The 21583-nt window shown below is 61.7% G+C and carries 23 protein-coding genes and 1 pseudogene; 18 read left to right on the forward strand and 6 right to left on the reverse strand.

All coding sequences use genetic code 11. The features are described 5' to 3' along the window. Positions 1-30 precede the first annotated feature (30 nt). Positions 31-987: an iron-siderophore ABC transporter substrate-binding protein gene (locus PGC08_RS08440; protein WP_009883771.1), complete on the forward strand. Its 957-nt coding sequence runs from the start codon at positions 31-33 to the stop codon at positions 985-987. A gap of 9 nt (positions 988-996) precedes the next feature. Here the strand turns inward: PGC08_RS08440 and PGC08_RS08445 are convergent, their stop codons facing one another. Further along, complete coding sequence (locus tag PGC08_RS08445) at positions 997-1455, reverse strand: NUDIX hydrolase (protein WP_069599959.1); 459 nt, start codon at positions 1453-1455, stop codon at positions 997-999. A 61-nt stretch (positions 1456-1516) separates the two neighbouring features. Between PGC08_RS08445 and PGC08_RS08450 the strand changes: the two genes are divergently transcribed. The 7 genes from PGC08_RS08450 to PGC08_RS08480 all read left to right on the forward strand — a co-directional run bounded on the left by PGC08_RS08450 (position 1517) and on the right by PGC08_RS08480 (position 7524). Then, on the forward strand, positions 1517-2008 hold the full coding sequence (locus PGC08_RS08450; protein WP_069599960.1) for an SRPBCC domain-containing protein: 492 nt from the start codon (positions 1517-1519) through the stop codon (positions 2006-2008). 31 nt (positions 2009-2039) lie between these two features. Continuing rightward, positions 2040-2828, forward strand: a complete 789-nt coding sequence (locus tag PGC08_RS08455; RefSeq protein ID WP_009883774.1) for an alpha/beta fold hydrolase — start codon at positions 2040-2042, stop codon at positions 2826-2828. Between the two features lie 141 nt (positions 2829-2969). Beyond that, the gene (locus PGC08_RS08460) at positions 2970-3878 is read left to right on the forward strand and encodes a sulfurtransferase (RefSeq protein ID WP_180959482.1); all 909 of its coding nucleotides are present in this window, start codon (positions 2970-2972) and stop codon (positions 3876-3878) included. After that, positions 3878-4366: a SufE family protein gene (locus tag PGC08_RS08465; RefSeq protein WP_009883776.1), complete on the forward strand. Its 489-nt coding sequence runs from the start codon at positions 3878-3880 to the stop codon at positions 4364-4366. The genes PGC08_RS08460 and PGC08_RS08465 overlap by 1 nt, the downstream gene beginning before the upstream one ends. An 85-nt stretch (positions 4367-4451) precedes the next feature. Then, positions 4452-5519 (forward strand): iron chelate uptake ABC transporter family permease subunit, encoded by a 1068-nt coding sequence (locus PGC08_RS08470; protein WP_009883777.1) that lies wholly within the window; start codon positions 4452-4454, stop codon positions 5517-5519. Continuing rightward, positions 5516-6622: a FecCD family ABC transporter permease gene (locus PGC08_RS08475; protein ID WP_009883778.1), complete on the forward strand. Its 1107-nt coding sequence runs from the start codon at positions 5516-5518 to the stop codon at positions 6620-6622. Before PGC08_RS08470 ends, PGC08_RS08475 begins: the two co-directional genes overlap by 4 nt. Then, positions 6619-7524: an ABC transporter ATP-binding protein gene (locus tag PGC08_RS08480; protein ID WP_009883779.1), complete on the forward strand. Its 906-nt coding sequence runs from the start codon at positions 6619-6621 to the stop codon at positions 7522-7524. Before PGC08_RS08475 ends, PGC08_RS08480 begins: the two co-directional genes overlap by 4 nt. Positions 7525-7601: 77 nt before the next feature. On the opposite strand, the gene PGC08_RS08485 is transcribed toward PGC08_RS08480, so the two are convergent. From PGC08_RS08485 to PGC08_RS08495, 3 genes are read right to left on the reverse strand one after another with little or no spacing between them, the layout of a single operon-like run. After that, entirely contained in the window at positions 7602-8732 is a 1131-nt protein-coding gene (locus tag PGC08_RS08485) for a DUF808 domain-containing protein (RefSeq protein ID WP_271709950.1), read from the reverse strand. Continuing rightward, positions 8733-9050, reverse strand: a complete 318-nt coding sequence (locus PGC08_RS08490) for an META domain-containing protein (protein ID WP_271709951.1) — start codon at positions 9048-9050, stop codon at positions 8733-8735. Further along, a complete protein-coding gene (locus PGC08_RS08495; RefSeq protein ID WP_271709952.1) occupies positions 9047-9511 on the reverse strand; it encodes an META domain-containing protein in 465 nt (154 codons plus the stop codon). Before PGC08_RS08495 ends, PGC08_RS08490 begins: the two co-directional genes overlap by 4 nt. 245 nt (positions 9512-9756) lie before the next feature. On the opposite strand from PGC08_RS08495, the gene PGC08_RS08500 reads away from it, so the two are divergent. Then, on the forward strand, positions 9757-11706 hold the full coding sequence (locus tag PGC08_RS08500; protein WP_271709953.1) for an LPXTG cell wall anchor domain-containing protein: 1950 nt from the start codon (positions 9757-9759) through the stop codon (positions 11704-11706). 268 nt (positions 11707-11974) lie between these two features. After that, positions 11975-14335 carry an LPXTG cell wall anchor domain-containing protein gene (locus tag PGC08_RS08505; protein WP_271709954.1) on the forward strand — a complete coding sequence of 787 codons (2361 nt, stop codon included), beginning with the start codon at positions 11975-11977 and terminating at the stop codon, positions 14333-14335. A gap of 91 nt (positions 14336-14426) precedes the next feature. Here the strand turns inward: PGC08_RS08505 and PGC08_RS08510 are convergent, their stop codons facing one another. Continuing rightward, positions 14427-14744 carry a hypothetical protein gene (locus tag PGC08_RS08510; protein ID WP_271710095.1) on the reverse strand — a complete coding sequence of 106 codons (318 nt, stop codon included), beginning with the start codon at positions 14742-14744 and terminating at the stop codon, positions 14427-14429. On the opposite strand from PGC08_RS08510, the gene PGC08_RS08515 reads away from it, so the two are divergent. From PGC08_RS08515 to tpx, 8 genes and pseudogenes are all read left to right on the forward strand, one after another. Continuing rightward, positions 14735-14962, forward strand: coding sequence for a hypothetical protein (locus PGC08_RS08515; protein ID WP_271709955.1), 228 nt, complete (start codon positions 14735-14737; stop codon positions 14960-14962). The two genes, PGC08_RS08510 and PGC08_RS08515, sit on opposite strands and share 10 nt — an antisense overlap. Positions 14963-14998: 36 nt before the next feature. After that, a complete protein-coding gene (locus PGC08_RS08520) occupies positions 14999-15832 on the forward strand; it encodes a thioesterase family protein (protein ID WP_069599972.1) in 834 nt (277 codons plus the stop codon). Between the two features lie 92 nt (positions 15833-15924). After that, positions 15925-16311: a VOC family protein gene (locus PGC08_RS08525; RefSeq protein WP_271709956.1), complete on the forward strand. Its 387-nt coding sequence runs from the start codon at positions 15925-15927 to the stop codon at positions 16309-16311. Beyond that, positions 16308-16832, forward strand: a complete 525-nt coding sequence (locus tag PGC08_RS08530) for a DinB family protein (RefSeq protein ID WP_271709957.1) — start codon at positions 16308-16310, stop codon at positions 16830-16832. The genes PGC08_RS08525 and PGC08_RS08530 overlap by 4 nt, the downstream gene beginning before the upstream one ends. 70 nt (positions 16833-16902) lie before the next feature. Beyond that, on the forward strand, positions 16903-17874 hold the full coding sequence (locus PGC08_RS08535) for a DUF368 domain-containing protein (protein ID WP_009885034.1): 972 nt from the start codon (positions 16903-16905) through the stop codon (positions 17872-17874). Between the two features lie 100 nt (positions 17875-17974). Next, a pseudogene (locus PGC08_RS08540) lies at positions 17975-18772 on the forward strand (metallophosphoesterase); the annotation flags it as partial. Positions 18773-19158: 386 nt separating this feature from the next. Beyond that, positions 19159-20199, forward strand: a complete 1041-nt coding sequence (locus PGC08_RS08545; RefSeq protein WP_271709958.1) for a 5'-nucleotidase C-terminal domain-containing protein — start codon at positions 19159-19161, stop codon at positions 20197-20199. 79 nt (positions 20200-20278) lie between these two features. After that, positions 20279-20779 carry a thiol peroxidase gene (gene tpx / locus PGC08_RS08550; protein WP_069599975.1) on the forward strand — a complete coding sequence of 167 codons (501 nt, stop codon included), beginning with the start codon at positions 20279-20281 and terminating at the stop codon, positions 20777-20779. 37 nt (positions 20780-20816) lie between these two features. On the opposite strand, the gene PGC08_RS08555 is transcribed toward tpx, so the two are convergent. Then, a complete protein-coding gene (locus PGC08_RS08555; RefSeq protein WP_096160970.1) occupies positions 20817-21533 on the reverse strand; it encodes a PIG-L deacetylase family protein in 717 nt (238 codons plus the stop codon). Between the last annotated feature and the right edge of the window lie 50 nt (positions 21534-21583).

Below are 21583 nucleotides of genomic sequence, written 5' to 3' on the forward strand. Positions count from 1 at the left end.
AGGCTCGCCTAACTACTCAAGAAGGATCTCATGCGCCGAATTCTCGCTCCCGTACTCGCCTCCGTTTTCCTGCTCGCTGCCTGTGGTGGCGGCGGTGGTGAAGAAGAAGCGGCCTCGGGCATCAGCATCGACACCAAATTCGGCTCCGTCGAGGTCCCGAAGGACCCGAAGAAGGTCGTGGCCTTGGGGTGGGGCGACGCGGAGACCGCGCTGGCAGTCGGCGTGCAGCCGGTCGGCGCCTCCGACTGGGTGGAGTTCGGCGGCAAGGGTGTCGGCTCCTGGGCCGAGGACCTCTACGATCAGGCTCCGGAGATCATCGACACGATGGAACCCGATTTCGAGAAGATCGCGGCCCTCGAACCCGACCTCATCCTCGACACCAAGAGCTCCGGTGAACAGGAGCGCTACGACCGACTCTCAGAGATCGCCCCGACCGTGGGAGCACCTGAAGGCGGCGACAATTACCTGACCACGATGGATCAGCAGGTCAACCTGGTCTCCCAGGCCCTGGGCAAGGAAGATGAGGGCAAGAAGGTCCTCGGAGAGCTCGATAAGAAGTACGAAGCCGCTCGCAAGGCTCATCCGGAGTTCGACGGGAAGTCCGTGAGCGTGGCCGCGAAGACCTCGGAAGGCTGGGGCGCCTATGTCGAAGGGTCCGAGCGCGTGCAGTTCATGGAACAGCTCGGATTCAAACAGTCGGAGAAAGTCGCGGCACTCAAACCGGAAGGCTTCACCGCCACCGTGTCCGAGGAGAAGCTCGACGATCTCGATGCGGATTTGCTCGTGGCGTTTCCGATCTACATCCCCGACACCGAGGTGACCAAGGACGCTGCCTTCAAGCGCATCCCGGCGGTCGAAGACGGTCGGAGCCTCGTACTGACCGAAGACCTCAATGATGTGCGCCAGGCATTCTCACTCAACTCGGTGCTCTCCGCATCCTTCGCAGCAGAGAAGATGCCCGACCTCGTGGCCGATAAGGTCAAATAGCCGACGAGCTCAGACGGCTGTGCGCCACGCATCCAATCCGATGTCGATGATCCGAGCGTGGCGCACCTCGGCCAGCGAATCGAGAGCCAGCCATTCGGCCCGGTCTGTGGTCCCATCGACCTCGAGAGTTCCCAGTGTCCCGCCGGTGATCCGAGCCTCATAGACGACGCGAACACCCTTGAACGGTCGTGAGACCGTCCTGCGGCGCGACGAGCTGCTCCGGTTCTCCGTGAAGGTGTGCGTCGTCAAGGGACGCACCAGCTCGGCATCGAAGCCCGTCTCCTCCTTGATCTCACGAATCGTTCCGGTCTCGATGCTCTCGTGGAATTCGATCCCGCCGCCGGGAAGGGTCCACAGTGCGTGAGCCGGTTCGTTGCCGCCGTTGAACCAACTGAGCAGGATTTCTCTGTCGTCGTTGACGATCACCGCGTAGCCGGCCAGTCGTGTGTCGTATTCGGAGAAGTGCATGGACTCACCCTACCTGTGGGTATCACTTCCCAAGCCGAGGTCGGGTGAATAGGCTGATCACATGGCCGAAGCAGCGAAGTATCCCAACGAGCACATCGTCCGCACACGAACGATCGACGCCTCCTCCGATGCGATCTTCGCAGTGTTGGCCGACCCCACCCGGCACCGTGACACCGAACCCACAGACTGGGTGCGTGATGCCATCGATGCGCACCCGATCACGGCCACCGGACAGATCTTCTCCATGAACATGCACTTCAACGACGAGAACGGTGACTACCGAATTGACAACACGGTGACCACCTTCGAACCCGATCACGCAATCGCCTGGGATCCCGGCCAAGCCGATGAAGACGGACACGTGGAACCCGGCGGCTGGCGGTGGCGCTACGACCTCGAAGGGACCGAGTCCGGCACCGAGGTGACCCTGACCTATGACTGGTCACGCACGACGCAGGAGATCCGCGAGGCGTTCGGCGGATTCCCCGTCGTCAGCCCCGAATATCTCGACCGGTCACTGCAGGCCCTCGAGCAGGCGGTCACCGACAAATGACCCGGTGAGAGGACCCGGGTAGGCTGGTGACGTGACTGACATCGCCAGCAAACTCATCGGCAGCACCGGTAAGCGCATCGTCTTCCTCCACGGACTCTTCGGCCGCGGCAAGAACTTCACGTCGATTGCCAAAGCACTCGAGCCCGACTATTCGAGCCTGCTCGTCGACCTGCCCAACCACGGCGATTCGGAGTGGACCGAGGACTTCAGCTATGTGGACATGGCCGACTCCGTGGCCGCCATGATCGCCGAGATGACCGCACCCGATGATCTGCCCGTGCACCTGGTCGGACATTCCCTGGGCGGCAAGGTCGCGATGGTCTTGGCCCTGCGCCACCCAGAGCTCATCGACCGCCTCGTCGTCGTCGACATCGCACCCACCGCTGGCGGATCTCTCGGAGTCTTCGAACACCTGCTCTCCAGCCTGGCCGAACTCGATCTCGACGAAATTGAATCACGCTCCGGCGCGAACGAGACGCTGGAGGCCAAGATCCCGGAGGACACGATCAGGGGATTCCTGCTCCAGAATCTGCGCACCACCTCGGCGGGATATGCCTGGCAGCCCAACCTCACCCTGCTCCATGAAAGCCTGCCGACTATCGGAGACTTCCCCGACATGGGGGAGGCGAGCTTCGACGGTCCCGTCCTGTGGATGGCCGGCGAGAATTCGGACTACGTCTCCCGTGAGGATCTGCCGCTCATGCGCTCCCTCTTTCCCCGGGCCACACTGCTCACCGTCAAAGGCTCAGGCCATTGGGTCCACTCGGAGCAGCCGAAGACGTTCATCTCCGCCCTGCAGACATTCTTCTCACGCGACTAGCGTCCCGAACTCACCGGTGACACCCGCATCTCACCAGCAACACCCCCGCATCGGGACATGCCTGTGGAGGAATATGCTGGTGGGCGGTGGCGTTGACCCGCACAGAGGCCCGAAGAGCCACACCATCACAAGGAGGAACGAGTGAGCACAGCGATCCCGGCTGATTCCACGGCCAAATTCGCCGAATACGCAGACGGATCACGTCTGGTCAGCACCGAATGGGTGGCTGAGCATGCCGGTGAACCCGGACTGGTCATCGTCGAAAGCGATGAGGACGTCCTCCTCTACGAGACCGGGCACATCCCCGGCGCGGTGAAGGTCGATTGGCACACCGAACTCAATGACAGGGTCACCCGCGACTACGTCGGCGGCGAAGGATTCGCCGCACTCATGTCCGCCAAGGGCATCTCCCGGGAGGACACCATCGTCTTCTACGGCGACAAATCCAACTGGTGGGCAGCCTACGCCCTGTGGGTCTTCTCCCTGTTCGGCCACGAAGACGTCCGCCTCATGGACGGAGGCCGTGCCAAATGGCAGGCCGAAGATCGTGAACTGACCACGGACAAGCCACGCCCGGAGCCGACCGAATACCCGGTCATCGAGCGTGATGACACGAGCTTGCGGGCATTCCTGCCCGAGGTCAGAGACAGCATCGGCACGCGTCCCCTCATCGATGTGCGTAGCCCCGAGGAATACACCGGCGAACGCACACACATGCCCGCCTACCCCGAAGAGGGCGCACTGCGCGGAGGACACATCCCCACCGCAGCCTCGGTGCCCTGGGCAAAGGCCGCAAACGAGGACGGCACCTTCAAGTCGGCAGCTGAACTCAAGGCCATCTACACCGATGAGGCCGGACTCGGCACCGCCGACGAGGTCATCGCCTACTGCCGCATCGGCGAACGCTCCAGCCACACCTGGTTCGTTCTCCAGCACCTGCTCGGCTACACCAACGTCCGCAACTACGACGGGTCCTGGACCGAATGGGGCAACGTCGTCGGTGTTCCCATCGTCACTGGAGCAGAGGCCGGGGAGGTGCCCAACCGCTGATGAGCGCCGCAACAGACACCCCAGAGTCCTCGGACCTGCCGGAGAGCCTGGCCGAGATCGTCACCGATTTCGCGGAGACCGATTCCAGTGACCGGCTGCAGCTTCTGCTCGAGCTCGCCTCCGAGCTGCCCGAGCTGCCACCGCGTTACAGCGAGCACCCCGAGCTGCTCGAACCGGTCCCTGAATGCCAGTCTCCGATCTTCCTCGTCACCGAGGTGGAGAACCCCGAGCAGGGGGATGCTGCGATCGTGAAGCTGCATTTCTCCGCGCCTCCCGAGGCGCCGACGACCCGTGGTTTCGCGGGAATCCTGCACGAAGGACTCAACGGACAGACCGCCGAGGTGGTCCTGTCCATCCCGTCTGACCTGCCGTTGCGTCTGTCGATGACGGACCTCGTGAGCCCGCTGCGGCTGCGGGGGATGAGCGGGATGCTCTCCCGGATTCAGCGTCAGACGTCCGAAAGGATCGGCAAGATCACAGGTCAGTGATCGAGAAATCGTTTGGATGAGCCGCCGTTTTCGACTAGATTGTGGTTAGCCTGCCCTTAATTAGTCGATACTAAGGAACCTTCCGATGACCGGTCTCGCCACCACAGCCTCGGCGAAGCCCTCTGAGGTCACCGGTCAGAAGGCGACACGGGCGCTGAAGGTCAGACGCACCCTCGGGCTCATCATCGCGGTCATCGTCTTGGTCCTCGTGGTGCTGGCCTCACTGGCCATCGGCACCCGTGACATGCCGGTCTCGGAAGTACTGGGCGCATTCTTCGATCCCAGCGGAAGCGACGACCAGCTGGTCGTCCTCGAACTGCGCTTCCCGCGAACCGTGTTGGGCATACTCGTCGGTATGGGACTGGGTCTGGCTGGCGGACTGATCCAGGCGCTGACGCGCAACCCGCTGGCCGACCCGGGCATCCTCGGCGTCAACGCAGGGGCCTCCTTCGCCGTCGCCATCGGGATCGGGTTCTTCGGAATCACCTCGATCAACGGCTACATCTGGTTCGCCTTCCTCGGTGCCCTCGTCGCCACGGCAGGCGTGTACATCATCGGGTCCTCCGGTCGAAACCACAGCGTGGATCCGATCCGGCTGACCTTGGCTGGAGTCGCCGTGGCAGCTGTGCTGACTGGATTGACCAAAGGCGTGCTGCTGACGAATGAACGAGCCTTCGACGCCTTCCGTGCCTGGGATGTCGGAGCCATCGCCGGTCGTGGTTTCGACACGGTCTACGCCGTGGCTCCATTCATCATCGGCGGCATCGTCCTCGCACTCTTCTTGGCCCACTCGCTCAACGCAGTGGCACTCGGCGACGATCTGGCTGCCAGTCTGGGCACCTCGGTCAACCGCACCCGCATCCTCACCATCCTCGCGGTCACCCTCCTGGCCGGCGGTGCCACCGCGGCCGCCGGGCCGATCGGGTTCATCGGACTGATGATTCCCCACATCGCGCGCTGGATCGTCGGCCCCGATCAGAGATGGATCTTAAGCTATTCCGTCATCCTCTCGCCCATTCTGCTCCTCGTCTCCGATGTGCTCGGACGGGTGGTGATGAAACCGGGTGAACTCCAGGTCGGCGTCGTCACCGCCTTCGTCGGTGCACCGGTGCTCATCGCCCTCGTTCGCAGAAAGAAGGCGAGCGGACTGTGAAATCGTCGCACTCACCGATCGGAGACGCCACCGAATTCGTTCCCGGCCAGCGGGTCCTGCCGGGGGAGAAGGTCGACTTCGGCCGTCCGGTGCTGCGAGCCTTCGGCTTCCGCATCGATCTGCGCGTCGTCGTCACGAGCGCCATCGTCGCTGTGCTGGCGTTGGGCTGCGGATTCCTGGGACTGCTCCTCGGAGAGTTCTCGCTTACCCCCGGCGAGGTCTTCCAAGGGCTGTTCGGCCAGGCCGACAAACGCATCGTCAACACCGTCGTCGGCGAATGGCGGGCACCACGCATCATCGCCGGAATCGTCCTCGGAGCCGGCCTGGGCATCTCGGGTGCAGTCTTCCAATCACTGACCCGCAACCCCCTGGGCAGCCCCGACATCATCGGCTTCTCCACCGGGGCCTACACCGGTGGAATCGTCACCATCATCGTCTTCGGCTCCAGCTTCGTCTCCACCGCCTTCGGTGCGATCATCGGCGGCCTCCTCACCGCCATCGTGGTCTATCTTCTGACGTGGAAGGGCGGCGTCCAAGGTTTCCGCCTTATCATCGTCGGCATCGCCTTGACCGCGATGCTCAACGCCTTCAACACGTGGCTGATCATGCGCGCCGACCTTGACCTCGCGATGGCGGCAGCTACCTGGGGAGCCGGAACACTCAACGGCATGGGCTGGTCGACTCTGCTGCCAGCCGCCGTCGGCACGGTGCTCCTGGGGCTGGGATGCGGTCTCTTCTCCCGGGGTCTGGGCACACTTGAACTCGGCGACGACACCGCTAAGGCGCTGGGGGTGCGCAACGAACCTCTGCGGGCGGGCCTCATTCTCGTGGCTGTGGCGCTTGTCGCCGTGGTCACGGCCGCCGCCGGACCGATCGCCTTCGTCGCCCTCGCTGCCCCGCAGATCGGACGTAGGATCGCAAAGTCCCAGGGCACCAGTCTGCTGTCGGCTGCAGCTGTCGGAGCGCTCCTGCTCGTCGGCGCGGACCTCATCGCTCAGCATGGTCTGGGCGAGACCCAACTTCCCGTCGGAGTCGTCACCGTGTGCATCGGCGGCATCTACCTGATCTGGCTCCTCATCCAAGAAGCTCGGAAGGCACAATGAGCATCTCATCCGATATGACCGATCACGCTGATACGACTGGCAAGTCCGGGACGACCGGCAATGTCGGCAAAGCTGGCGCGACCGATACGGCGACGTCGACCGCGACGCCGTTGGCGGCCCAGAACCTCGACCTGGCCTATGACCATCGCCAGGTCATCACCGACCTCAACGTAGAGATCGCTCCGGGCAAGTTCACCGTCATCGTCGGCCCCAACGCCTGCGGCAAGTCGACGCTGCTGCGGGCACTGGCCAGACTGATGACCCCGGCGCAGGGCACGGTTCTCCTCGACGGCGGAAATATCGCGAAACTGAAGACGAAGCAGATCGCCAAAAGGCTGGGACTGCTCCCACAGACATCGATCGCCCCAGACGGCATCACCGTGGCCGAGCTCGTGGCTCGCGGGCGCCACCCGCACCAGTCGTTCCTCAAACAGTGGACAGACCAGGACGAAACTGCCGTGCTCTCAGCGCTGCGGGCAACGAACACCGAAGACCTCTCGGGCCGCCAGGTCGACGAACTCTCCGGCGGTCAGCGGCAACGGGTCTGGGTGGCGATGGTCCTCGCACAGGAAACACCGCTGATGCTGCTTGACGAACCCACCACGTTCTTGGACCTGGCCTTCCAGATCGACCTGCTCGATCTGTTCGCACAGCTCAATCACGAACACGGCCACACCTTCGTCGCCGTTCTCCACGACCTCAACCAGGCCTGCCGCTACGCCGACGAGATCATCGCGATGAAGGACGGGGCAATCGTCGCCCAGGGCCCACCAGCCCAGATCATCACATCGGAGTTGGTGGACCGGGTCTTCGGCATCGACTGCACCATCATCGACGACCCCGTCACTGGTGCACCCATGATCGTTCCCGGCAGGCCGAAGAAGACCTTCGCAGACCGCTGAGCCGCAGTTCTTGTGAACGCCGCCGTCCGATCCGCGCCCGTTCCGACCGAAAGTTCCTCGTGCAGAGGAGATAGGGCTCAGCTTTCGGACGGACCTTTGCTCTGTCCCGGTGCGTAGTTCGGCTTAGGTCCCGCTCCATGATCGGCTGTTGAGGACGTGTCCGCGACCGAGGAAGAGTCTGCTGAGCCGTCTGCAGGAGCCTTCTCAACAGGCATCTCGTCGTCCTTCTGGACAGTGTCGGTGTCCTTGCCGTTCTTGTTTCCCGACTTGAGCAAAGCGGTGAAGCCGATAGCGATACCAGCCACGATTCCTCCCCAGGCGGCGCCGAGGATGAGTGAGAAGAACGTGTTGACCAGCCACCCGAGGATTCCGCCGACTCCGGCGATCGCGGCCACTGGCTCTTCGAGGTGGTGGACGAAATCGTAGAGGGCATGGAATCCGAGCTCGTCTGTGCCGACGAGGATGATATGTCCGCCGACCCACAGCATGGCGAAGGTGCCGATGACTGACAGGCCTCCGAGGAGCTTGGGCATCGCCTTGACGAGGAACCGGCCGAACTTCTGCGTGCTCGCCTTCTCCTTCTGCGCCATGTGCAGGCCGATGTCGTCCATCTTGACGATGAGGGCCACAGAACCGTAGACACCGATGGTGATCGCCAGGGCCACGACGACGAGGATGATGGCCCGTGGGATCAGGTCCTCGCTGGCCACCTCGTTGAGGGCGATGACCATGATTTCGCAGCTGAGCACGAAGTCAGTGGTGATGGCCGAACGCACGATCTTCTTCTCGGCGTCGCCGTCACCCTTCTTACCGTGCTTGGATTCCTTCTTCGGCTCTTCGTGGTGCTCGACCCACCCGAACTTCTCGAAGATCTTCTCCGCACCCTCGAAGCACAGGTAGGTACCGCCTACCATCAGGAGGGGAGTCAGCAGCCAGGGGAGGAACTCGCTGAGCAGCAGGATGATCGGCAAGATGATGAACATCTTGTTGATCAGCGAACCGAAGGCGATGCGCTTGATGATCGGCAGTTCCCGTTTCGGGTTGACGCCCTCAACGAATTTCGGAGTCACCGCAGCATCATCGACGACTACGCCAGCGGCTTTCATTCCCGCCCGGGATGCACCTGCGGCGACATCGTCGAGGCTCGCCGCCGAGAGTTTGACGAGTGCCGCTACGTCATCGAGGAGCGCGAACAGACCGCCGGCCATCTAACGTCCTTCGTCGAGTTCGTCTGAAGCGGCTCGAGTCAGCGCCCCGAGTTGGTTTCCGCTGTGGTCGAAGACGGTGAGTACGTCACCGTCTGCCTCGACCCGGTGAACCCGTCCCACCCAGGCCTCCATCCCCATGACGGCGCGCTGTGTGGTGGCGAAGGGTTTGATGACCGCGCCCAGCTCCTCCGCTCCCCAGGTGGTCGAGATCCGGTTTCCGCCATCGCTGCCGGTCAACGTTCCGTCCTCCTCGAATTGGAGGAACGCGGAGGACCCGTCCTTTGTGCTGATCCACTTGCCATTGACTGAGTTGCTCATTTGTCTTCCTTCTCCAGCCCGCCGACGACCTTCCCGCTGGCGTCGGCGATCTTCATGACGTTGCCTTCGACAGTTGCCGACGATGCTTTGGACAACCATGTGTCCACGCCTGCACACGCCTTCTGCGTGGTGGTGAATGAGGAGATGAGAATGTTCTCCCCATCGACTTCCCACGTTGTCTTGATTGCGTTGCAGCCATCAGTTCCCTCTACCTGTCCGTCTTCGGAGAACTCGAGATACGGATCTCCAGCTTCAGGAGAGGTCCATTTTCCGGTCGGATCCAGTGGCGCGGAGTCGGCCGAATCCGAGGGCGTGTTGGATTCTGTGGGTGCGGAGCTGGTCGGTTCGCTGGGCTCGGAGCCTGTCCCGCACGCGGCAAGGGGCAGGACAAAGCCGAGAACAGCAACTCCGATCACACGTCTGAACGCAGCTGAAGGTCTGTTATCAGTGAGGTTGAGCATGCACCGATCATAACGGCCAGTCTTGAGCGCATCATGGAGAAGACGGCGAGTTGGGTGTCAATTCAGGTTTTGTAAGTTGTGTTCACCACCAATGTGCATTGTGCTTGCGTCTCATCGTTGCCAAACCGTAACCTTTCATGTGGTTGAAAGACTGTTCTCAGAAACGTCCGCGCGATTGTTGAGCTGCGGGCCGAAGAGGGCACAGGCAAACGCAACAGTGAATCCGATCAAGGGAACCAAAGAGTATGCAGAAGAAACTCGTGCAGAGTTCGCTGGCACTGACCGCCGCCGCGGCGCTCGGTCTCGGCAGCGCGTTCGTCGCATCCCCTGCTGTGGCCGACGGCGGTCCGCAGAAGCTGAATGTGGAGAACGACGCCCAGGTGCAGAAGGCGCTGTCCGGAGTCGAAGGCGTCAACGCCTACGGTGCGAAGAACGGAAAGCTCAACCTCGGTGTTGAGAAGAAGACCGACGAAATCAAAGACCTTGAGAAGAAGTTCGACAACGTCAACATTGTCGACGGCATCAAGGAACTGAAGCCTTACGCAAAGAAGGACCTCGTCGGCGGCGCCGGCTACCTGGCCAGCTCCTCTGGAGGCAACGGCGTCTGCTCCACCGGTTTCTCCGGCTGGGACGGCGAGGGCAACCCTGTCGTGCTGACCGCAGGACACTGCTCGAAGGTCATCGACCCGGCGACGAGTGAGATCTCCGGCGACACCAAGGTCGGCGACACCGAGAAGCCTTCCATCGCAGAAGCCAATGGTGGCGAAGGATTCCAGCCATCCGGCATCGGCACCGTGGGCGAGTGGGGCTACCACAGCTACGGCAGCGGCGACCTGCTTGAGGGCCCCGAGGACAACTGGACCGACCCGAAGCCTTCCGACATCGACTTTGCAGTGATCAACGTTGATGAAGAGAAGTACAACGTCAAGAACGGCGTCACCGATTGGTCGAGCGCAGACTCCGACGATCTCTCGACGAGCCTCGCGACTGACATCGCAGAGGTTGGTGCACACGAAGAAGGTTCCATCGAGAAGTCCGGCCGCACGACTGGCCTGACCGAGGGTGAAGTCATTCCATTCGATGAGTACCCATTCGAGTACTCGAATGTCGGCGGTCGCTGGGTTCACGGCTTCGGCGTGACCTCACCTGCAGACGATCCGTTCTCAGCACCGGGCGACTCCGGCGGCGCTGTCTTCCAGGGTGACACCGCAGTCGGCGTCATCTCCGGTGGCGGACCCGCAGCAGACGGCACTTCATTCGGCTGGGTTGCCGACCTTGACTACTCGCTCGAGCAGTCCGGCGTCGACTTCCAGGTCGAGAAGCCAGACGGCGGCGAAGAGACCCCTGAGGCTCCAGCAGCCCCAGAGGTCAAGGACCAGACCATCGAGCCTAACGGTGACGTGACCGGCAAGGCCACGGCCGGCGCCGAGGTCAAGCTCGACTGGGCGCCTGCCAAGGGCACGCAGTCCGGCAATGACACGCAGGCCGCCAAGGAAGGCTCGGAGACAGTGAAGGCCGACGAAGACGGCAACTTCACTGTTGAGGGTCCCGAAGCTGCAGGCGACTACGACTACACCGCAGTCGCCACGGTGGACGGACAGGAATCCGAGCCTGCTGAGTTCCAGGTGACCGTTGAGAAGGAAGAGACCGAGACTCCTGCTCCTGCCGAGCGCGAGATCAACGTTGACCCCAAAGAGATTGTTGCTTCCGAATTCGTGAAGGAAGACAAGGGCGTCACGGTTTCGGTCAAGGGCTTCGATGAGGGAGAGAAGGTGACCCTCGAGGTCGCTTCCGGTCCTGAGAACGTCGAAGGCATCACCCTCGACGAGACCGCTAATGAGAACGGTGCAGCTGCCTTCTCGATCTACGGTACGAGCGAAACCGATCCTTCGGTCTATCTCGGCAAATACGACGTGAAGGTCACCGGAGCCAACGACACGGACGACGAGAAGGCTCTGGCCGGATCGTTCACCGTTGTTGAAGGTGAAGAAGGCAACGGCGGCGGCGGAAACGACGGCGGCGATGACGGTGACTACGGCAACAAGGATGATGACGGCAATGGTGACGGTGGAGACGGCGGATCTGATCTGCCTCGCACCGGTGCTGAACTGACCGGCCTCGCTGCCGGTGCCGGACTCCTCGTTGTCGGTGGAGCCGCAGTCGTTCTGACGATGCGTCGCAACAAGAAGAACTGAACATAGCTCACACGATCATCTAATGATCGTCTGAGAGTACACACGAGCGCCCCTGGTCTTCGGACCGGGGGCGCTCTGCATGTCCGGGCGCTGCAAACCGTGGCGGAGTCTGTGCTCACCATTTCAGCAACGCCTGTTGTTTCGTTCATTTAGTTCACAGTTTTAGGGGTACTTTCTTGGTAGTCGCTGTGTGAACCCCGTAACCTAACCGTGACCAAGGTCATCAAGTTGTAATATTGCAAGCTCCCGATAAGAGAGACGAAAACGTATGCATAAGAAATTCGTGCAGAGTTCGCTGGCGCTGACTGCCGCCGCGGCGCTGGGATTGGGTGGCGCCTTTGTTGCTGGCCCAGCCGCCGCCGAATCCCCAGTGCTCAACCAGCAAGCCGCACATCAGGCCGCGAAGAGCATTTCCGAAGTGAACGCTTTCGGATTCGAAGACGGTACGCTTCACCTCGGCGTCGATAGGGACAGCGACATCGATGCCGCCGGAATCGAGAAGCTCCAGACGAAGTATGGCGCAGACAAGGTCGAGGTGCAGGCCGGTATTCCCGAGCTCGACGCATACGCTGCGAATGACCTCGTCGGTGGCGCTGGCTACCTGATGAACGTCCCGAGCAATGGTGGTGTCGCCGTGTGTTCGACCGGTTTCTCCGGTTGGGACGAACAGGGCAATCCCATTGTTCTGACTGCCGGCCACTGTGCCGAGGACAGTGACAAGGACACAGGCGCCGACCTCGGCTCCACGGTTCATGCCGACACCGAGCGCCCGAGCACTGCTCAAGCGACTGGCGGCGACGGCTTCGAACCGGCTGGCGTCGGCCCCGTCGGAACGTGGGGATTCAATGAATTCGGCAGCCCGGTGGAGGCCGGAGAAACGTCCGGCGAAGCCAGCGACATCGATTTCGCTGTCATCGAGCTCGATGACGCGGCCTACAACGCGAAGGCTGAAATCACGGATTGGACGAGCGCCGGTTCCGATGATCTCGCTGCATCGACGAGTCCGATCACCAAAGTCGGGTCGCACACCGAAGGGTCGATCAAGAAGGCCGGTCGGACGACCGGCCTGACCGAAGCCGACGTCATCCCTGCCGAATCCTACCCTTATGAGTACATGAACGTCGGCGGTCGCTGGGTGCATGGCTTCGCTGTTGAGGGTGCTCTCGATGACCCATTCTCGGCTCCTGGTGATTCCGGCGGCGGAGTCTTCCAGGGAGAGACCGCAGTAGGTGTCATCTCCGGTGGTGGACCTGCGGAGTGGAATGACGGCACTAAGTTCGACTTGAGCTGGGTGGCTGACCTGGACCATTCATTGTCCGAGTCCGGCATCGACTTCCAGTTGACCGATCCGAATGAAGAGCCTCCAGGTGACGATGACGCGAATGCTGATGCAGGCGCGGATGCCAAGGATGCCGACGCTGACGCTGGCGCGGATGCCAAGGATGCCGACGCTGACGCTGGCGCGGATGCCAAGGATGCCGACGCTGACGCAGGTGCCGACGCCAAGGATGCCGACGCTGACGCTGGCGCGGATGCCAAGGATGCCGACGCAGCAGCTGCAGCTGACGCTGATGCCAAGGATGCAGATGCTGACGCAGGTGCTGACGGTAAGGAAGCAGATGCTGACGCAGGTGCCGAAGGTGACGACGCGAGCGCCGATGCCGATGGCTCGGACGCTCCCGAAGCCCCGAAGGTCACCGACCAGAAGGTGGACGAAGGCGGACAGATCACCGGCAAGACCGAGGCCAATGCCAAGGTGAAGCTGGACTGGAAGCCCGCGTCCGGTACTCAAAAGGCCGAACCTGAAGGCTCTGTGACAGTTACAGCTGACGCCGAAGGCAACTTCACGACCGAAGCTCCGTCAGAAGCTGGCGAGTACGCCTACACCGCTACCGCCACCACTGACGCAGGAACTTCGGATGCAACCGAGTTCACCGTGACCGTGGAAGAAGCTGCAGACGAAGCAGATGCCGCTGCTGCTGCCGATGGCGACAACGCAGACGCTGACTCTGCCGCTGAAGGTGACGACGCTAACGCTGACTCCGCTGCCGATGGCGCCGAGGCAGACGCTGGTGCAGCTGCAGACGCCAAGAATGCAGAGTCCAACGCTGACTCCGACGGATCGAAGGACGGCGAGGCTCCGGCCGAGCGCAAAATCTCGATCGAGCCCAAGGAAATTGCTGCCTCGGACTTCGTGAAGAAGGACAAGGGCGTGCAGATCACGGTCGAGGGCTTCGAAGAGGGCGAAAACGTCTCGCTCGAGGTTGTCGCCGGTCCGGAAAACGTTGAGGGCATCACCCTCGACGAGACCGCTAACGAGAATGGCGTCGCCGCCTTCTCGATCTACGGAACCAACGCATCCGATCCTTCGGCCTACCTGGGCAAGTACGACGTGCAGGTGACCGGAGCAAACGACACGGACGATGAGAAGGCACTGAGCGGCTCGTTCACCGTTGTTGCCGATGAAGACGGCAACGGCGGCGGAAGCGACGACGGTGACGGTGGAGACGGCGGATCCGATCTGCCTCGCACCGGTGCTGAACTGACCGGCCTCGCTGCCGGTGCCGGACTCCTCGTTGTCGGTGGAGCCGCGGTTGTCCTGACCATGCGTCGGAACAAGAAGAACTGAACATAGCTCACCCGATCAGCCACTGATCGCCTGAGAGTTCATAAGAGTGCCCCTGGTCTTCCGATCAGGGGCATTCTTCTTGTGGCCAGAGCTACGGCGTCACGGCACACATAGCGATATTGTCATCGCGAGTATTGTCTTCGAGCCGCACTATGCCGAGGTTGCTCAACTGTTCATGTTGGAGCCAGAAAGGGTCGTAGTCATCACTGCGAAGAGTACTCGAATCAATGCGCTCTTCGACCCCGGCAGCAGTCCATTGCTGTGGGCTGACATGGAAGGGAAAATCATTGCTGGTGAAGAAATCGATGAGTCCGGAACGATCGGCACCATTGGGATCGAGACGTGACAAGGATATGCTCATGGTCACCAGGCTAATCAGATGCGCGATGACGGGGGGGAGTGAGAGCATTGAGCCTCGATGATGACCCATTCGACTACCGCATCACGAAATCCGGCATGCTCATCATTACGCGCAACGGCCGAACCGTGATGGAACTTGGCGGCAAGAAGGCGTCTGCATTGATTCCCAAGCTCGGTGCCAACGACGAATCCGATCAGCAGCTGCTTGCTCGTGTCACCGGCAACTACCGCCACGGGAATGAACGACAGGTCAACAAACGGCACTGACCGGACGATTGTTCAGATCTTGGTAATGTGTGTCACATGAGTCAGAAGAATCCGAGTGAATCTCCCCTGAGCGAGTTCACCTCCGCCATTGCAGTCAAACGCGAGTCGGATACCAGCTTCAGCGCTGAACTCGACGGAGAGTGGAGTGTCGCCGGCGCGGTCAACGGCGGATACCTCCTCAGCATTGCCGCGCAGGCTCTGCGGAGCAACAGCCCGAAGGCTCCTGACCCTCTGGTCCTTTCGACCTACTACCTGGGCCCCAGCCAGGGCGGACGAGCCGACATCGCGACGCGACTCATCCGCGAGGGCCGATCCAGTGCCACCTTCGCCGTTGATCTGTCCCAGAACGACGCACCGACGATCACCGCCCTGGCGACGATGGGCAGCCTCGCTGATCTGCCGGATGATGTCGCGACCACAGCCAGCCCACCAGAGCTGCCGGACCCGGATCAGTGCATCAGCATCGCCGAGGCACCCGGAGACTTCGTCAAGTCCGCTCCCTTGGTCAAACGCTACGATATGAGACTCGATCCCGAGACCGCCGGCTTCGCCGCCGGTCGACCCAGCGGCCGCGGTCTGCTCCAGGGTTGGATCCGCTTGGCTGACGGGACCGAACCAGACTCGCTGGCGCTGCTGGCATTCCTTGACGCGTTCCCACCGGTGATGTTCGATCTGGGCCGCTTCAACTGGGCCCCGACCATGGAGCTCACCGCTCATCTGCGTGCCGTTCCAGCGCCAGGCTGGATCAGGGCGAAGCTGTACACGCGCAACATCGCCGGCGGCATGTTCGAAGAGGATTGTGAGCTCTGGGACTCCGCCGGCCGACTGGTCGCCCAGTCCCGGCAGCTGGCACGACAGCCGCGAGGTTGAGAGCTGAAGTATGTCGGGAGGCCCGCGTCGAGTCAGAGCCTGCGTCTAGAGTGTGAGGACAAACAGGCATCATTATGAAAGGATCACCAGCCATGGCGTCTCTGTCCTCGCTGAGCATCACCTTCGACTGCAAAGATGTCGAAACCCAGTCGGTATTCTGGGCCGAACTCCTCAACGCCGAACTCGATGACGGCGCGAACGAATTCGTCGCCAGCATCGGCGGCGTCCACAGTGGCGAATCGACGACTCCCGGCATGCTCTTCCTCAAGGTCGAGGAACGTGGCGAGGGAAAGAACCCCTTGCACATCGATCTCGATGACCCGAACTATCCCGCCGATGTCGACCGTGCGGTGGCATTGGGGGCCGAGAAAGTTGAATCGTTTGCCGAGTTCGGCATCGAATGGACCACGCTGAAAGACCCCGAAGGAAATGTCTTCGACATCGGTCGGAAGACACCGACTGAAGAAGGCGAAATATGACCTCGAGCCCGCGGCCAGCAGACCCGGCCGAAGCACCGAGGGAGCGACAGGGGCTCGAAGAGTTCCTCGACTACTATCGTGCGGTGCTGCGCATAAAGGTCGAAGGGCTGTCCTCGGCCGACCTCAACCGTCGGGTCGGTGCATCGCCGCTGACTCTGGGCGGGATCATCAAGCACCTCAGCCTGGTCGAAGAATCATGGTTCGTCGAAGACATCCTTGACCAGGAACTCTCCGAACCGTGGGCGAGCATTGACTGGAAGGCCGATCCTGACTGGGACTTCGAGAGCGCAGCCGAGGACACGCCCGGCTACCTATTGAGGCTGCATGCCAAGGCCTGTGACCAGTCGCGGGAAATCCTCGCCGGCATCGATGACTTGGATACGCTCATGGCACGTAAACCGTCCGCGGGCGAGCGGTTCAACGTCCGGTGGGTGCTCATCCATATGATCGAAGAATACGCTCGACACGTAGGCCACGCCGATCTCATCCGCGAAAGCATCGACGGGGCCACCGGCGACTAAGACGCCACGACGGTGATATCGAGCCTATTGTTGGCACCTGGGAGTGTGAGTCTCGTAGGCTGAAGGAACTATGACTAACTCCAGCTCCGAGGCGGCCGCTTCCGTGAAGACCACCCGTTCCAAAGCTCTGATTCCCCTCGATCTGCTCCGCGGTTTCCTGATCGGCTCCGCCGAGCTCGTCCCTGGGGTCTCCGGCGGAACGATTGCTCTCGTGACCGGAGTCTACGATCAGCTCATCGACTCGGCCGCCCATGTGGTCAAGGCGGCGAAGACTGTGATCACCGGCCCTGACCGGTGGAGCGGCGCCCGCGCAGAACTGCGCCGCACAGACTGGTTCCTCGTCATCCCTGTCCTCCTGGGCATGGCGACAGCAGTCCTCAGCATCGCTGGAGTGATGGAAGGCTTCGTCACAGCCAACCCGGAACTTGCCAGGGGACTGTTCTTCGGACTCGTCGCTGCCAGCATCTGCGTCCCATTGCGCATGCTGCCGGCGCGCAGCGGGCAATCTCTGCTGCTGGGTATTCTCGTCTTTCTCGCCGCTGCAGCTCTCGCTTTCTGGATGACCGGACTGGCAGGAGGTTCCGACGTTGAGAACCCACCACTCATTGCGGTCTTCTTCGTCGCCTCAATCGCCATCTGCGCTCTGGTCGTTCCCGGCGTATCGGGATCGTTCTTCCTCCTCGCAGTCGGCCTCTACGCCACCACGCTGCGCGCGGTCGACGACCGCGACCTCGTCTATATCGCTGTATTCGGACTCGGCGCGATCCTCGGCTTGGCACTGTTCGTCAACATCCTGCGCTACTTGCTGCACAATCACCGATGGTGGACTCTGGTCGCGATGGCTGGTCTGATGCTCGGCTCCCTGAGAGCCCTGTGGCCGTGGCAATCCGATGCGGAAGCCGGGGGTCTGCTCGCGCCTTTCGACCCGATCGCTGCCCCGATCATTCTCGCCGTCATCGGTGCGGCAATAGTGGTTGTCCTCATCGTCATCGAGTCCAAGTTCGCGTCGAAGGCTGCCAAGGACAACCTCGTCGAACAGTAGAGACAACATAGTTTGTGCAGATTTCGCTCAGGATTTGCTCAGGGTCGTCGGAATTCAGATTAGAGTGGGAGATCTGAATCACAACGACATCTGGAGACTCATGCGCTTGCGAACCCTGGCCTCGTCCACATTGGCACTGACACTCATCGTTGCGGGACCGGCAGCCGCCTCGGCGTCGGGACTGGGCAGCGGACCTCCGGACGAGGAACAGGCAGCAAGCGCGGGGGAGCTCACGCTTCTGGCGACGACCGATGTCCACGGTCACGTCCTCAACTGGGACTACTTCGCCAACGCACCCTACCCGGCCGGGGAGGAGCTGGGCATGTCGCGTGCCTCCACCCTGATCAAGGGTGTGAAGGAAGCCAAGGGTGAGGACTCGGTGCTTCTCGTCGACAACGGTGACACGATCCAAGGCACCCCGTTGACCTACTTCTACGCACAACAGGAGCGCATCACCGAAACCGGTGAGACACATCCGATGGCCAAGACCTTCAACAACGTCGGCTACGACGCACAGGTCGTGGGCAACCATGAGTTCAACTACGGACTTGACCTGCTCGCCAAATACAAGGAACAGGTGGACTTCCCAGTCCTGGGCGCCAACGTCATCAATGACGACGATGGGCAGTCCCACCTTGACCCCTACACCATGGTGAAGAAGCGCGTCTCCGGTCAGGAGATCACCATCGGCGTCCTGGGAGTCACGACCCCCGGCAGTCGGATCTGGGACAAGAACAATCTCTCCGGCAAAGTTCATTTCGACGACCCGGTCGAGACTGCGAAGAAGTACGTCCCACAGATGAAAGAGGCCGGTGCAGACATCGTCGTCGTCCTCTCCCACTCGGGTAAGGATCCGGAAGGCCAGGCTTGGGATCCTTCGGAACTGCAGGAAAACGTGAGCACCTCAGTCGCGAAGGTGCCGGGAGTCGACGTCCTCGTCGCCGGGCACACGCATCAGAACGAGCCCACCCAGGTGGTCTCACGCGAAGACGGCACGAAGGCCCTCATCACTCAGCCCAACTACTGGGCACGGTCGGTCTCCGAGGTAGACCTGCCCATCGATCTCGAGGACATGGGCATCGACTGGGGCAGTGCCGAGCCCGAAGCCACACCGCTGGCAACACAGGGCGACGTCGCCGAGGACCCCGAGATCAAGGACCTCATCGACTCCCAGCACAAGAAGACGATCGACTACGTCAACACGAAGATCGGCTCCGTGACCGAGACCATGAGCGCCTCGACTCGTACTACGAGGACACCGCAATCCTCGACTTCATCTCGAAGGTGCAGTCTCAGACGGTGGAGTCGGCATTGGCAGGCACCGAATACGAGGACGTGCCGATCATCTCCCAGGCATCACCATTCAGTCGAACTGCCGAATTCCCTGCAGGTGACATCACCATCCGCGACGTCGCCGGACTCTATGTCTTCGACAACACGCTCGGCGGGGTAGAGATCAACGGTTCACAGCTGCGTGACTACCTGGAGTTCTCCGCCCGCTACTTCAAACAGACAGAAGAAGGGGCCGACTTCGACCCAGCCACCGGAACCAATGCCATCGACGACGTACTCGATCGGCCGATTCCCGATTACAACTACGACGCGCTGTCGGGCATCGACTACGACATCAACGTGTCCAAACCAGTAGGTGAACGCATCGAGAACCTCACCGATAAGAGTGGCAAGACCATTGGTGATGACGACACCTTCATTCTCGCGATCAACAACTATCGTCAGTCCGGAGGCGGCGACTACCCAGTAGGTGATCTGAAAGAGGTCTACAACGAACAGGTCGAGGTTCGTCAGGCGCTCATCGACTGGGTGAAGGACAACGAGGTGGTTGACCCCACTGACTTCTACGACGAGAACTGGCAGGTCGTCACGTCCACACAGGACCCAGGCGATGCGGACGAGGCATCTTCCGATGACACCGCCGAGGCGGACGCCACGGCCGAAACCGACTCGGACGCGACGGCAGATGGCGGAAACGCTGACGCTGCCGATGGCACCGACAGTGCCGACGGTGACGACAGCGGTGCGAATGCCGATGTCGAAGCTGGTGCCAACGACAGTGCCGACTCCACAGCCGACGAGACTGCCACATCCGATACCGACGGTGGGACCACCTCGGCGAACGGATCCGATTCAGCCGGTGGAACCGATTCGGCAAGCGGATCTGACTCTGCCGACGGCAGTGGGGATGCCAATGCCGGTGGAGATCTGCCACGCACCGGTGTGGAACTTGGAAGCACGATCGGGATCGCTGCAGCCATCATCGCAATGGGTGCTGGACTCGTCTGGATCGCGCGCCGCCGCCGCATCTGAGCAGCCGATTCTCATGTCTGTCACTTCACGTAGGGTGGGGTCTGACAGCAATGATCACGAAAGAAAGTGAGAACCAAGCATGGCCACTACAGCATTCCAGGGCACACCAGTCAAGACTGTTGGAGACCTCCCGGAGAAGGGTGCGCAGGCACCGGCGTTCAGCCTCGTAGGCAACGACCTCGGCGAAGTCAGCTCTGCAGACACGGCAGGCAAGCGAGTTGTCCTCAACATCTTCCCCAGCGTGGACACCGGAGTCTGTGCCGCCTCGGTGCGCAAGTTCAACGAACTCGCCGCGAGCCTGGAGAACACCACCGTCCTGTGCGTGTCCAACGATCTGCCTTTTGCCCAGGCTCGCTTCTGCGGCGCCGAAGGCATTGAGAACGTCGTCGCCGCTTCGGGCTTCCGCAGCGCCTTCGGCAAGGAATTCGGTGTGACTATGGTTGATGGACCTCTGGCCGGGCTGCTGGCCCGCTCTGTCGTCGTCCTCGACGAAAAAGGCACAGTCATTCACAAGCAGCTCGTCGACGAGATCGGCACCGAACCGGACTACGACTCGGCGGTCGCGGCACTCAGCGCATAATTGCGTCGAACCCGACCACCGAATCGGTGTGCGGGAGCTACATGTCAAAAACCTGCACGGGCAGCGCGTACTTTACGCCTGCCCGTGTTCCGGCTTCCGAGGTGATTCCGGGAATCATCTCCGATGGAACCGGATGGTCGGGCAGTGCCTCCAGGTAGACGGTATGGGCCTCCAGCGAACGCACTGCCTGGTCGACGTGTTCATCGTCGAGGACCACGGCATGGGTGGCGTCAGCGCCATTGACCAGCAGCCTGTCGGCCTTCCATGCGTCGAGTCCAGCCTCCTTGAGGTCGGTGAAGACCCACGGATTGTCGGCGTCTCTGATCGCATCGACGGTGGCAATGCCAGCGGCCCGGTGGTCGACATGGTTGAGACCCCACGGCATGTTGAGTTCCCAGTTGGTGACCATGACGGCGTCGGGTTTGAATTGGCGGATCTTCTTCGCGATCGCATGCCTGAGCTCGAGGTTGGGTTCGAGGAGTCCGTCGGGGAACTCGAGGATCTCAAGGTCTTCGACCCCAACGATCGTGCACGCCTGTCGCTGCTCATCTGCGCGCAGCGGGGCGACCTTCTCAGGGTTCATGTCCCTGATTCCCGCCTCGCCACGGGTCAGCAGCAGATAGGACACTGGCTTACCCTGGTCTGTCCATTTTGCAACGGCCGCGGAGGCGCCGTATTCCATGTCATCGGGGTGGGCGACGATGCACAGGAGTCGGGTCACATCATCGTCGTTGAAGATCGGGAGTTCAGTCATGGTCCCAGGCTAAGGCCCCGGCGGCGCTTGTGCCAGAGCAGTCGGCGGGT

It is taken from the genome of Brevibacterium sp. BDJS002, from assembly GCF_028201555.1.
Taxonomy (GTDB): domain Bacteria; phylum Actinomycetota; class Actinomycetes; order Actinomycetales; family Brevibacteriaceae; genus Brevibacterium; species Brevibacterium aurantiacum.

What these genes read in the sequence shown, in the direction of transcription:
- PGC08_RS08480 (WP_009883779.1), top strand. Translation starts at nt 6,619, where the DNA reads ATGAGCATCTCATCCGATATGACCGATCACGCTGATACGACTGGCAAG.
- PGC08_RS08490 (WP_271709951.1), bottom strand. Translation starts at nt 9,050, where the DNA reads ATGAGCAACTCAGTCAATGGCAAGTGGATCAGCACAAAGGACGGGTCC.
- PGC08_RS08450 (WP_069599960.1), top strand. Translation starts at nt 1,517, where the DNA reads ATGGCCGAAGCAGCGAAGTATCCCAACGAGCACATCGTCCGCACACGA.
- PGC08_RS08445 (WP_069599959.1), bottom strand. Translation starts at nt 1,455, where the DNA reads ATGCACTTCTCCGAATACGACACACGACTGGCCGGCTACGCGGTGATC.
- PGC08_RS08535 (WP_009885034.1), top strand. Translation starts at nt 16,903, where the DNA reads ATGACTAACTCCAGCTCCGAGGCGGCCGCTTCCGTGAAGACCACCCGT.
- PGC08_RS08520 (WP_069599972.1), top strand. Translation starts at nt 14,999, where the DNA reads ATGAGTCAGAAGAATCCGAGTGAATCTCCCCTGAGCGAGTTCACCTCC.
- PGC08_RS08485 (WP_271709950.1), bottom strand. Translation starts at nt 8,732, where the DNA reads ATGGCCGGCGGTCTGTTCGCGCTCCTCGATGACGTAGCGGCACTCGTC.
- PGC08_RS08470 (WP_009883777.1), top strand. Translation starts at nt 4,452, where the DNA reads ATGACCGGTCTCGCCACCACAGCCTCGGCGAAGCCCTCTGAGGTCACC.
- PGC08_RS08525 (WP_271709956.1), top strand. Translation starts at nt 15,925, where the DNA reads ATGGCGTCTCTGTCCTCGCTGAGCATCACCTTCGACTGCAAAGATGTC.
- PGC08_RS08555 (WP_096160970.1), bottom strand. Translation starts at nt 21,533, where the DNA reads ATGACTGAACTCCCGATCTTCAACGACGATGATGTGACCCGACTCCTG.
- PGC08_RS08440 (WP_009883771.1), top strand. Translation starts at nt 31, where the DNA reads ATGCGCCGAATTCTCGCTCCCGTACTCGCCTCCGTTTTCCTGCTCGCT.
- PGC08_RS08505 (WP_271709954.1), top strand. Translation starts at nt 11,975, where the DNA reads ATGCATAAGAAATTCGTGCAGAGTTCGCTGGCGCTGACTGCCGCCGCG.
- PGC08_RS08500 (WP_271709953.1), top strand. Translation starts at nt 9,757, where the DNA reads ATGCAGAAGAAACTCGTGCAGAGTTCGCTGGCACTGACCGCCGCCGCG.
- PGC08_RS08530 (WP_271709957.1), top strand. Translation starts at nt 16,308, where the DNA reads ATGACCTCGAGCCCGCGGCCAGCAGACCCGGCCGAAGCACCGAGGGAG.
- PGC08_RS08510 (WP_271710095.1), bottom strand. Translation starts at nt 14,744, where the DNA reads ATGCTCTCACTCCCCCCCGTCATCGCGCATCTGATTAGCCTGGTGACC.
- PGC08_RS08465 (WP_009883776.1), top strand. Translation starts at nt 3,878, where the DNA reads ATGAGCGCCGCAACAGACACCCCAGAGTCCTCGGACCTGCCGGAGAGC.
- tpx (WP_069599975.1), top strand. Translation starts at nt 20,279, where the DNA reads ATGGCCACTACAGCATTCCAGGGCACACCAGTCAAGACTGTTGGAGAC.
- PGC08_RS08495 (WP_271709952.1), bottom strand. Translation starts at nt 9,511, where the DNA reads ATGCTCAACCTCACTGATAACAGACCTTCAGCTGCGTTCAGACGTGTG.